Source organism: Stutzerimonas stutzeri, assembly GCF_024448955.1.
Taxonomy (GTDB): domain Bacteria; phylum Pseudomonadota; class Gammaproteobacteria; order Pseudomonadales; family Pseudomonadaceae; genus Stutzerimonas; species Stutzerimonas stutzeri_AQ.
The window spans coordinates 1-11,100 of record NZ_JAMOIH010000006.1 but is presented as its reverse complement, the minus strand read 5'-3'; the positions used below and the strand labels follow the sequence as shown (position 1 = coordinate 11,100).

Here is an 11,100-nt window from a genome sequence, read left to right as displayed (position 1 = left end):
CATGCTGGCAACGATCCATCCGGCTCAAGTACTGACGACGAGAGATCAGGATTCACCAGGTCACCGCACCCGTTGCCGTCGACCTGGCCGTGATACTCGGCGACATGCCTTGGGAAGTAGGCGAACCAAAGTGGGGAAACTGATCAGGCGTTCTTGCTCACCCCTTATCCGACTTTACGTTTCCCGATTTGGAGCCATGCATGTCGATCAAGATCGAAGATTACTATCCGCGCGAAACCTTCCAGAAGATGAAGGCATTCGCCGATGAGCGCGAAACCCCGTTCGTCGTCATCGATACCAAGATCATCAGCGATTCGTACGACCAGCTGGTCGGCAACTTCCCGTTCGCCAAGATCTACTATGCCGTGAAGGCCAATCCGGCCACAGAAATCACCGAGCTGCTGCGCGACAAGGGCTCGAACTTCGACATCGCCTCGATCTACGAACTGGACAAGGTGATGGCCACCGGCGTCGGCCCGGAACGCATCAGCTACGGCAACACCATCAAAAAAGCTAAGGACATTCGCTACTTCTACGACAGAGGCGTGCGTATGTACGCCACCGACTCGGAAGCCGACCTGCGCAACATTGCCAAGGCCGCGCCAGGTTCGAAGGTCTACGTGCGGATCCTCACTGAAGGTTCCAACACCGCCGACTGGCCGCTGTCACGCAAGTTCGGCTGCCAGACCGACATGGCGCTGGATCTGCTGATCCTGGCCAAGCAGCTAGGCTTGGACCCGTACGGCGTGTCGTTCCACGTCGGCTCGCAGCAGCGTGACATCGACGTCTGGGATGCGGCCATCGCCAAGGTCAAGGTGATCTTCGAACGTTTGAAGGAAGAGGACGGCATCGTCCTGAAGATGATCAACATGGGCGGCGGCTTTCCGGCGAATTACATCGCAAAGACCAATGACCTTACTACCTACGCCGACGAGATCATCCGCTTTCTCAAAGACGATTTCGGCGACGAGCTGCCGGAGATCATCCTTGAACCGGGCCGCTCGTTGATCGCCAATGCCGGGGTGCTGGTTTCTGAAGTAGTGCTGGTGTCGCGTAAGTCGCGCACGGCGGTCGAGCGCTGGGTGTTCACCGATGTGGGCAAGTTCAGCGGTCTGATCGAAACCATGGACGAGTCCATCAAGTTCCCGATCTGGACCGAGAAAAAAGGCGAGATGGAAGAAGTGGTCATCGCCGGCCCGACCTGCGACAGCGCCGACATCATGTACGAGCATTACAAGTACGGCCTGCCGCTGAACCTAGCCAGCGGTGACCGCCTGTATTGGTTCTCCACTGGCGCTTACACCACCAGCTACAGCGCCGTGGAGTTCAACGGCTTTCCGCCGCTGAAGGCTTACTACCTGTAAGCATCTGGTACCCCAACGCCCCGGGCTGAGTCCCGGGGCGTTTTCGTTTCGACACTGAAAAAGGCCTAGGTCGAGTCGTTTCCCGCTTGTCTGGCCATGCCTTCAAGCCGGAAGTCGATCACCCCGACAGGCTCGGTTCACCGGGTTGCTGCGTAGGGCTTAGTAGAGATCACGGCGATAGCGGCCTTGCTGGCCGAGCGCATCCAGCGTTTGTTCGCCCAGCAGACCAAGCAGCATGCTGTGCACCTCGCGGCCCATGCCATCCAGGCTGCCACATAAATAAATGGCTGCGCCGTCCTCGACCCAAGCGCGTAATTCATCAGCCGCATCGCGTAGCAGGTGCTGCACGTAGCGCTTTTCTTGTTGATCGCGCGAGAAGACCAGGTCCAGCCGGGTCAGATGGCCTGTTTCGTCCCAGCGGCGTAGCTCGTCGGCAAACAACGCATCGCAGGCGGCATTGCGTTCGCCGAACAACAACCAATTACGCGTTCCAGGCGTGCGCTCACGTTCGCGCAGATGTGCCAGTAGTCCAGCCAGGCCTGTCCCGCTACCGATCAGAATCATCGGCGCTTGTGCCGCAGGCCCGTGGAAGCCGGGGTTGGCACGGATGCGCAGGTCGATCTCGCCAGCCATTGGTGCCTCGCGGCAGAGCCAGTAGCTGCCGACGCCGGGTGAGCCATCGGGCTGATACATCTGCCGTACCAGCAATTCAAGCCGCCCTTGCGCTGGCAACGACGCAATCGAATAGGCCCGGTGGGCGAGGGCGGGCAGGCTGTCCAGCAGCGCCTGGGCTGTCAGCTTCTGCACCTCATGTAGCTGGTCGGGCAGCTGACGCTGGGCGAGCGCATCGCGCAGTACGGTGCCGTCTTCGGTAATGGAGTCACCGTCCAGCCCCAGGCTGTCCAGCAGCGCCTCGATTCGCTCGCGCGGCTGCCTGGGGCCGATTTCGGCGATATCACCCGCTTGCCAATTCACAGCGGTATCGGGCGGCGCGAGGCTCAGATGGAAGATCGGCCTGCCGGCGCTTCCGGGGTTGAGGCAGCGCCGCTCGAGCAGCGTCCAGCTTTGATAGGACGGCTCTAGCCAGTCGCTGAACGGCTGGTGGCCAGTGAGCAATGCCAAATGCTGCTGCCAATGGCGCAGGGCGCCGGCTTCGCCACGATCGACGTCTACGCGGTCGAACAATGGTGTCGCATGAAGAGCGCGCAGGCGCGCGTCGAGGCGATTGCCGAAGCCGCAGAAATGCCGGTAGCGGCGGTCACCCAGTGCCAGCACGGCGTACTCCAGATGATCCAGGCGGATCTCAGTGGTCTGCAGTTGCCGCGCAAAGTGCGCGCCGTTGTCAGGCGCCTCACCCTCGCCATAGGTGCTGACCACGAACAGTACGCGCGGCATCTCTGCCAAGGCGGACGGAGTCAGTTCGGAAAGCGCGCAAAGCTGCGCAGGCAAGCCAGCTTGCTGCAATTGATCGACCGAGCGCTCGGCGTATTGCCGGGCCTGGTCGCCCTGGCTGGCATAGGCCACGAGCAGTTGGCCATCGGCATCAAGGGCGCCGGAGGGACGGCGCTGTCGCTGCCAGACAAGCAGGCAGCCACCCAGATAGGTCGCCACGACCAGCGCAGCGGATAGCTCACGGGCTGGCTTGAGCCAGAACAGCGCAACGGCCAACGCCACAACCACCAGCAGCGGCCAGAAGCGCAGGGCCCGTAAGGATGAGGAATAAAACACAGGAAGAATCCGGAACCTCCCTTAGGGCCTGGTGATGTTTCGCCGCAGTGCGAAGCTCCAACAGGCCCTAACGGGGCGATCAATGGTTGCGATCAGGGCGCCAGAACTTCCAGTGTGGCGCTATAGCTGGCACGACGTTCGCTGGCCGGCTTGCTGACGCCTTTGTCGGTGGTCAGTTCAGCTTCCAGCCAGTACATGCCCGCTTCCGGCCAAGTTATGCTGACTTTGCCCGTCTCGTCGGTGGTGGTCTTGATTTCGCCTAGCTCGTCGCGGTAGCGATTGCCTCCTGGGATCACGCTGATATCCACGCCCGCAGCCGGCTTGCCGTCCAGCAGGAAAACGAACTCCGCCGCTTCGCCCGCGTACAGATCGTTGGGATGGGTGATCGGCGACAGTTCCAGGCCTTTGCCGGTGGGCTCCAGCACTGTCTTGGTCGGTGCTCCGGACGTGGCGAACACCTCCATACGGCTGCTGTTCTGGCTCACCTGGAGATCTTCGGCCTTGGCTGGGACTTCCTTGGCGAACGCGTCCGGGTTGCCCATCCAGCGGCGGGTTTCGCCATTTTCTTTCCAGCGCGCAACTAGGCCGTTATTGGCGACCGCCAGCTTGTAGGTGCCTTTCTGGGTCAGATGCACATCGAAGGTGCTGCGATAGCGGCCAATGCTGCCGTTCTCCGGTTGTGCGGCGGAGCCATCCGGCGCGATCACTTGCAGTTGCGCAGCCGGACGTGGACGCATGCCGGGCGGGCCGCCAGCCGGAGCCTGATCGAGTTGACCGATGCCCTGCAGGCGCAAAGGAAAATGTTCGAAATAGAACAGGTCATTCGAGACGGCTGCGTCCACGGTAATCCATGGGTCTTCGCCGGATAGCACCGTGGCCGAGGGCAGCATCCAGGCGCGATGGGCCTGTGCGGACAGTGGCAGGCAAACGGCCAGGGCCAGGGCGGTCCATTTGATCATCGGTTTCATGCTGGGCTTCCTTGGGTCAATGGGTCAGTTCGAGGGTGATGGTGCCCAGTTCGCTTTCGCCCTGGGCCTGATGCGTTTCGGTTTTTTCCGGCGGCCAGCTGAACGGCAGGCGCAGCAGTTCGCGCCCGCCGACTTCACGCGCGGCTTCCACCACCAGGCGGTATTCGCCCGCAGGCAGGTCGTTGAGAGGTGCGCTGTCGTCGGTGAACCTTAGGCTGTGAGTACCGACCGCGCGGGTCGCGGCGCTTACGCCGTCCACCGGCATGTCCAGGCTGCGGCCACTGCGTCGCCACCATTCGCGCATGTCCTTGAGCCATTTTTCGCCCTCGTTGTCCTTGAGCTTGAGGTCGTACCAGACGGCAAGGTTGGCGACATGGCTCTTGTCCGGTTGCTCCAGCCACAGTGCCACATAGGGGCGGTGATATTCGGCCACCTGCAGACGAGGAATTTCCACCTCGATTTTCAGCTCGGCGGCCATCAGCGGTGCGCTGAATAGGGCAAGAGGCAATAGCAGGGTTTTTCGCATGGCAGATCCTTAATGAATGAACAGCAGCGCCAGTAGCAGCGGGATAACCAACCCGGCCCCGACCAGCGGCCAGGTCGTCGGCCGGCCACTGGCGTGACGCTGCAGTAGCAATAATCCGGTAAGGCTGAAGACCACACAGGCTGCCGCGAAGATATCGATGAACCAGCTCCAGGCGGTGCCGGTGTTGCGGCCTTTATGGAGGTCGTTGAGGTAGGAAATCCAGCCGCGATCGGTGGATTCGTACAGCAGTTCGCCGTTTTCCAGCGTAAGGCTCAGCCAGGCGTCGCCGCCGGGGCGGGGCAGTGCGATGTAGAGTTCGCCGTCAGACCATTCGGCGTCGCGATCGCTGAGATCAATGCTCAGTTCACTCTCGAGCCACTGACGTAGCGCATCGGGAAGCCCGGCTTCAGGCGTCTGGGACAACAGCTGGCTTTGCAGAGCCTGTGGCAGCTCGGCCTGACGTTCGGTCACCCTAGGTTGCGCCTCGATCTGCGCGGCATGGTTGAGCGTGATCCCTGTGGCCGCGAACAGCAACATGCCAACCAGGCACAGCGCAGAGCTGATCCAGTGCCATTGGCGGAGCGTGCCGAGCCAGAGGTGCATGGTGGTCCTTGTCGTGTGAGGAGATGGCGGATTCTAGGGCGCTTGATCTTTCAAACGCTAAAGATTTACCAATGGCATACATTCGCGTCTCGAGGCGGGCAGCTGATCCTAATGCGATGAAGCCGGAGTAAACCCCGGCTTCATCAGCGTCACACTGTTGGCTCAGAACGTGATGTTGGCGGACAGCCAGAGGCGGCGGCCTTCTTCGATGACCCCGTCGGTGCCGCGACCGATCTGTGCGTAGTCGGAAACCCAGCTCGTGCCATTGTTGTAATAGGTGCCCGTGGTGAAGTCCTTGTCGAAGAGGTTGTAGATGGTGGCATTGAGCGTCAGGTTTTCCGTCGCTTTATACGAGCCTCCCAGATGGAAAACCTCGTAGGCTTCGAGGTCGCCAGCGGCATCGATCACCTGTTTGTTGGCATTCGTCAGAGTTGCGTAGCGTTGATTGAAGCGTGCGCGCTCGCCACGGTATTCACCCTTGAACCACAGGTTCAGTTGATCGGTCGCTTGCCAGCTCAGGCGGGCAAACGCCATGTGCATCGGTGTGTTGGTCAGCCGCGCGCCCTTGTCTGCACCGGTAGTCTGCTCGCTGTCGGTATAGGTGTAGTTGGCGCTCACACTCCAGGCTGGCGCGAATGCCCACTTGCCGGCCAGCTCGAAACCGCGAATACGGGCCTCGCCTATATTGATGTCCTGTGAGAAGAACTCTTGCTGGAAGCCCGGTCCATAGCTGACGCAGCCTGGCTGATTAGGTGAGTCGGGGAAAAAACAGTTTGCCTGGCTTGGGCCGGTATCGATTTTGTCCTTGAACTTCGTATGGAACAGGGTCGCGTTGGCGTTGAAGTTCGAAAGGTTGTCGTAATAGACGCCGAACTCGGTGTTGGTCGACTCTTCAGGGTCCAGGTCAGGATTGCCGAACGAGATGTTCTGGCCTTGGCCGCTGATTGAGCTGATGCCGTCATGCAGCTGGTTGAGTGTCGGAGTTTTGTAACCTTTGCTGACGCCGCCTTTCATCGTCCAGCTGTCTGATGTGTTCCAGACGAGGTAGGCGCGCGGGCTGATGTGTCCGCCGAAAGCTTCATGGTCTTCATAGCGTGCACCCAGGGTGAGCGCCAGATCGTGGCGCAGCCGCCACTCGTCTTCGACGAACAGCGCCCAGGATTTCTGTGCGAAATCTTCTCCTGCGACGCCATCGGTCACCTCGGCGTCCCAATATTGGCCGCCCACGGTGAGGATATGGTTGTCGCCTAGCGGAGCGACGAGCTTGGTGTCGAAAACCAGATCAGTGGATTCGAGTTCGCGGTCATCGCCACCAACGATGGCTTGATAGGGTGCGTCGTACGGCACGCCGAGGGTGCCGGGAATGGTGCGCCCGATGGTTTCGGTCTGGTTGTAGGTGATGCTGCTGTCCAGAATGCCGAAGCCCAGCCGTCCGGTGTGGCTGAGCGCGAATTGATCACGCTCGAAGCGCAACTGATCCTGATAGCCGCTGATGTTGGACGGGTCGTCTGTGGCGCAGCCAGCTACGGCGTTGCTGCCGGTAGAGGCCTTGCCATCGAGGGTGCCCAACTGGCAGTTGTCGTTCTCGTAGACTTGGCGACCACGCTCGAAGTCCAGAGCGAAATCGTGATTTTCGTGAGGTGTGAGGGACAGACGGGTCCCAACGTTGTAGTTGCGGCCCTCGACTGGAGAGGCGCCGCGCTTGCTGACGGTCGAGTCGTTGTCGAAAGTCAGGTTCGACTCTTCGCGATCATAGAAACTTCCGCGAACCGCCAGACCGAGCAATCCTTCTGCGAGCGGGCCGCTGGCATACACGCTGGTGCTGCTGGTGTCGCCGTAATCGCTGTCTTCTTGAAATGTATGGTCCAGCGTGATCGCTGCGCCCCATTTGTCCGCCACTTTTTTGGTAATGATATTGACCACTCCACCCATGGCATCCGAGCCGTACAGCGTGGACATCGGGCCGCGAATCACTTCGATGCGTTCGATAGCTGAAAGGGGCGGCATAAAGCTAGTGCGGGTTTCGTTGAAACCATTGGGCGTAACGTTGCCAGCGGTATTCTGACGACGGCCATCGATCAGGATCAGGGTGTAGTCGCTGGGCATGCCGCGCATGCTGATATCCAGGCCGCCGGTTTTGCCGGTGCCTTGGCGGATATCCACACCCTCCACCTCATCCAGCGCTTGGGCGAGGTTGCTGTAGCGCTTGGTCCGGAGCTCTTCACTGCTGATCACACTGATGCTCGCTGGGGCTTCTGTAACCTTCTGCTCGAAACCCGAGGCGCTGACCACGGTGTCGCTCAGCGTAACTGGGCTGTTGGTATCGGCGAACGTATGAAAGCTGCAGCCGAGCAGAGCCGCGGCTAATGCTGAGCGAGTGAACGGGGCGTGCATGCGCGAAAATCCTTTGTTAGAAGCATTATTTGGCGCGCATGATAGTGATTCGCGATCACGGTTTGGAATGGCGTCGTTCCGGCAATCGCTGCGAAGTTCGAAGCTGCAAGGCTGCGCGCCTTGCACCGTCGAGCTTTGCGAATGTGTATCTAATTATTTGGCCGGATCGTGCGAGGGCTGTTCTTGTTTCGTACGCGGCCCTTCGGGTGGCGAAGCCTAGGCTGGACACCCGTATTGCGCCATGCGGCGTTGTGGGACTTTGCAAGGGACCGGCGCGGGTCGGTTCACGCCATTACCTCGCATTCCGCGCCTGTGGAGCGCCGCCCGGCCTGACGAGATTTGGCGCAGCAATGCGGCTTACGACGAAACGGGAACAGATCCTGAGTACGTCGTACCAATCCGCTTCGTTTGCACAGCCTCCTCGGCTGATTCGCAGAGGAGGCTCGGCATTTATTGCTTGGCTCAGGGCATCTGCACTTCAATCACGCCGTCGGCGTTGATGCTGATTTGACGGGTGCCAGCCTCGATATCGGGGGTTGGCATGGCGTCCATGCTTTTCATCGCCACGCTGCGCATCATCTCCGGCTGATAACCGCTGCCGCTGTTCAAATTGAGATTGACGATCTTGTAGTCGCTGCCGCCTAGCGCTTCGGTGGCCAATTGTGCGCGGGCGCGGAAGGCCGCGACGGCATCCTTCAGCAAGGCGTCCTCGTTCTGTTTACGGATGGCGTCGGAGACGCTGAATTGCATGCTGCCCATCTTGAGGTCTTGCATCAGCTCACCGGTAAGCTTGGACAGCGCGGCGAAATCGCCACTTTCCAGGCGCAACTCGGCGCGCTCGCGCCAGGCGGTGATCTGCTGCCCTTTTTCTTCGTAGACCGGATAGCTGCTGCGGCTGCCCTGGCTGACCACGATGCCTTTCGCCAAGCGCGCACGCTGCAAAGCTTTGTTCATGGCTTCGGTCGTCTGCGCGGCCAACTGCGCCGGATCCTCGTGCTGGGCCTCGCTGTAAAGCGTGACATGCATGCGATCGTGCGCCACTTCGCTGGTGGCCTCGGCGCGCAGAGAAATCTGGTTGTAGTGTTGCTCATCGGCGACAGCCGAGAGGCAAGTGATAGAGGCCAGCAGTGCGACGCTGCGGGTTACGGATACGAACATGACGGCTCCTGAGTTCGATGGCACCAGTGGTGCGGCGCAGAGACTTTAACAGGCTGTTAGGAAACTATCTGCGTTGCCTGGCCGGCCGCATCAAACCAGCGTTACAGATCGCCAGTCCGGTCGAATACTCATCTACTAATTCGTAACTCGATCGCGAGCCCGGTCCGTTTCTCCGCCTTGTCTTGACTGTCTCGCCAACGTTTTTCAACAGCTTGTTAGACCTTGAGCGGCGCGATGCAGTTTTTTGTGCGTCGCGTTGCCGCACGAGGGCTGTCTTTCGGGCGCCTTGGTTATACTCGCGACTCCGTTGGAGAGTCCATGTACGCATCCGTTCACCTGCTTTCAGCCAGTCGCCAGAATCTACGGCTACTTACTCTGATCCGCATCCTCGTGCTCGCCGCGCAGGCGGGCGCGGTGGGGCTCGCCTATGCCACTCAACTATTCGGACTGCCGTGGTTTCATCTGGGCGTCACACTGGCCGTCTCGGCGCTGATCTGCCTGGGTACCGCTCTGCGACTGCGCGGACCCTGGCCGGTGACCGAGCTCGAATACGCCGTGCACTTGGCCGCGGATCTGTTGATCCACAGTGCGCTGCTGTATTACTCGGGCGGTTCGACCAACCCGTTCGTTTCTTATTACCTGGTGCCGCTGACCATCGCTGCTGCGACCTTGCCGTGGATGTATTCGGTGGTTCTGTCGGGGATGGCGCTTGCGGGCTACACCTTGATGCTGGTGTGGTACGACCCAGTCATCGCGCCACCGGTCGATCGCACAACTTTGCTGGTTTATGGAATGTGGCTGAGTTTCGCGCTGGCCGCTGCCTTGATTACCTTTTTCGTGGCGCGCATGGCCGAGCAATTGAGGCGCCAGGAACAGTTCCAGGCCCAGCGCCGCGAAGAAAGCATGCGCGATCAGCAGCTGCTCGCCGTGGCCACGCAGGCTGCCGGGGCGGCGCATGAGCTGGGTACGCCGCTGGCGACCATGAGCGTGCTGCTCAAGGAGTTGCGACAGGAATATCAGCAGCCCCAGTTGAACGAGGATCTGGCGTTGCTGCAATCGCAGGTTCAGCTATGCAAGGAGAGCCTGCGTCAACTGGTGCGCGCCGCGGAGGCGGATCGCCGCCAGGCAGTCGTCGAGCAGACGGCACGCGAGTGGGTCGAGTCGGTGTTGCAACGCTGGCATCTGATGCACCCGGAAGCGACCTTTCGCTTTCAGTGCCTGGGCAAGGGTACGCCCCCGCGCCTGATGCCGCCGGCTGATCTAGGGCAGTCGTTGCTCAACCTGCTGAACAACGCCACCGATGCCAGCCCGGATAATCTGGATATTCGCCTGGATTGGGATGCGCAGTGGATCAAGCTGACCATTCGCGATCATGGCGCCGGTGTACCGCTGGCGATCGCCGAACAGATCGGTCGACCTTTCATCACGACCAAAGGCAAGGGGTTCGGTCTCGGCTTGTTCCTGAGCCAGGCCAGCGTTACCCGCGCCGGCGGTACGGTGAAGCTCTACAATCACGAAGACGGTGGCACCCTGACCGAGTTGCGCCTGCCGCATGGCTTGGTGCGGGCCTGAACCTGACGTGACCATAACGCGAGGAATGCAAGCATGACCGAAGAGTTGCAGCACGAAGGCGAAGATCAGCCTCATTTGCTGCTGGTGGATGACGATCCCACATTTACCCGAGTCATGGCGCGGGCCATGAGCCGTCGTGGTTTGAACGTCAGCATCGCCGGATCGGCCGAAGAAGGCCTGGAAATGGCGAAGCAGGAACTGCCTGACTACGCGGTGCTGGACCTGAAGATGGATGGTGATTCCGGTTTGGTGCTGCTGCCCAAATTGCTCGAGCTGGACCCTGAAATGAAGGTGCTCATCCTCACTGGCTATTCGAGCATCGCCACCGCGGTCGAGGCTATCAAGCGTGGCGCCTGCAATTACCTGTGCAAGCCCGCCGATGCCGACGATGTGCTGGCCGCGCTGCTTTCCAAACATGCCGATCTGGATACGCTGGTGCCGGAAAACCCGATGTCGGTGGATCGCCTGCAGTGGGAGCATATCCAGCGCGTACTGGCCGAACATGACGGCAACATCTCCGCCACGGCGCGTGCACTGGGCATGCACCGGCGGACCTTGCAGCGCAAACTGCAAAAACGTCCGGTAAGGCGGTAAAAAGGCAGCCTTGAGCTTGGAGCTTGGAGCTGGAAGCGAGTCGTTCGGAGGGGTGTACCCATCCTGCGATCGACAGAAAAACAGCCTCAAGCTGCAAGGATAAGCTCGACGCGCTTGGGGCAGTCCATACTCTCAGCTTCCAGCTTCCAGCTTCCAGCTTCCAGCTTCCAGCTTCCAGCTTCCAGCTTCCAGC

Annotated in this window: 9 protein-coding genes; 3 read left to right on the top strand and 6 right to left on the bottom strand. The window is 60.4% G+C overall.

Annotation, left to right across the window (positions count from 1 at the left end):
* Positions 1-200: 200 nt before the first annotated feature.
* Positions 201-1,364 carry a type III PLP-dependent enzyme gene (locus NA645_RS07985; RefSeq protein WP_256048342.1) on the top strand — a complete coding sequence of 388 codons (1,164 nt, stop codon included), beginning with the start codon at positions 201-203 and terminating at the stop codon, positions 1,362-1,364.
* Positions 1,365-1,523: 159 nt separating this feature from the next.
* Here NA645_RS07985 and NA645_RS07980 read toward each other — a convergent pair whose 3' ends face one another.
* The 6 genes from NA645_RS07980 to NA645_RS07955 form a co-directional block, all read right to left on the bottom strand.
* Complete coding sequence (locus NA645_RS07980) at positions 1,524-3,092, bottom strand: flavodoxin domain-containing protein (RefSeq protein ID WP_256048341.1); 1,569 nt, start codon at positions 3,090-3,092, stop codon at positions 1,524-1,526.
* Positions 3,093-3,184: 92 nt separating this feature from the next.
* Positions 3,185-4,060 carry a DUF4198 domain-containing protein gene (locus tag NA645_RS07975; RefSeq protein ID WP_256048340.1) on the bottom strand — a complete coding sequence of 292 codons (876 nt, stop codon included), beginning with the start codon at positions 4,058-4,060 and terminating at the stop codon, positions 3,185-3,187.
* A gap of 16 nt (positions 4,061-4,076) precedes the next feature.
* Positions 4,077-4,586 (bottom strand): DUF2271 domain-containing protein, encoded by a 510-nt coding sequence (locus NA645_RS07970; protein ID WP_256048339.1) that lies wholly within the window; start codon positions 4,584-4,586, stop codon positions 4,077-4,079.
* A gap of 9 nt (positions 4,587-4,595) precedes the next feature.
* Positions 4,596-5,189: a PepSY-associated TM helix domain-containing protein gene (locus NA645_RS07965; protein WP_256048338.1), complete on the bottom strand. Its 594-nt coding sequence runs from the start codon at positions 5,187-5,189 to the stop codon at positions 4,596-4,598.
* 162 nt (positions 5,190-5,351) lie between these two features.
* The gene (locus tag NA645_RS07960; protein ID WP_256048337.1) at positions 5,352-7,583 is read right to left on the bottom strand and encodes a TonB-dependent receptor domain-containing protein; all 2,232 of its coding nucleotides are present in this window, start codon (positions 7,581-7,583) and stop codon (positions 5,352-5,354) included.
* Between the two features lie 462 nt (positions 7,584-8,045).
* A complete protein-coding gene (locus NA645_RS07955; protein WP_256048336.1) occupies positions 8,046-8,741 on the bottom strand; it encodes an SIMPL domain-containing protein in 696 nt (231 codons plus the stop codon).
* Positions 8,742-9,059: 318 nt separating this feature from the next.
* On the opposite strand from NA645_RS07955, the gene NA645_RS07950 reads away from it, so the two are divergent.
* Complete coding sequence (locus NA645_RS07950; protein WP_256048335.1) at positions 9,060-10,313, top strand: ATP-binding protein; 1,254 nt, start codon at positions 9,060-9,062, stop codon at positions 10,311-10,313.
* A 33-nt stretch (positions 10,314-10,346) separates the two neighbouring features.
* Complete coding sequence (locus NA645_RS07945; RefSeq protein ID WP_256048334.1) at positions 10,347-10,907, top strand: response regulator transcription factor; 561 nt, start codon at positions 10,347-10,349, stop codon at positions 10,905-10,907.
* Positions 10,908-11,100: the final 193 nt, after the last annotated feature.

Excerpts from the sequence above, each read along its gene's own strand:
- NA645_RS07970 (WP_256048339.1), bottom strand. The coding sequence starts at position 4,586 with ATGCGAAAAACCCTGCTATTGCCTCTTGCCCTATTCAGCGCACCGCTG.
- NA645_RS07950 (WP_256048335.1), top strand. The coding sequence starts at position 9,060 with ATGTACGCATCCGTTCACCTGCTTTCAGCCAGTCGCCAGAATCTACGG.
- NA645_RS07975 (WP_256048340.1), bottom strand. The coding sequence starts at position 4,060 with ATGAAACCGATGATCAAATGGACCGCCCTGGCCCTGGCCGTTTGCCTG.
- NA645_RS07965 (WP_256048338.1), bottom strand. The coding sequence starts at position 5,189 with ATGCACCTCTGGCTCGGCACGCTCCGCCAATGGCACTGGATCAGCTCT.
- NA645_RS07955 (WP_256048336.1), bottom strand. The coding sequence starts at position 8,741 with ATGTTCGTATCCGTAACCCGCAGCGTCGCACTGCTGGCCTCTATCACT.
- NA645_RS07985 (WP_256048342.1), top strand. The coding sequence starts at position 201 with ATGTCGATCAAGATCGAAGATTACTATCCGCGCGAAACCTTCCAGAAG.
- NA645_RS07945 (WP_256048334.1), top strand. The coding sequence starts at position 10,347 with ATGACCGAAGAGTTGCAGCACGAAGGCGAAGATCAGCCTCATTTGCTG.
- NA645_RS07960 (WP_256048337.1), bottom strand. The coding sequence starts at position 7,583 with ATGCACGCCCCGTTCACTCGCTCAGCATTAGCCGCGGCTCTGCTCGGC.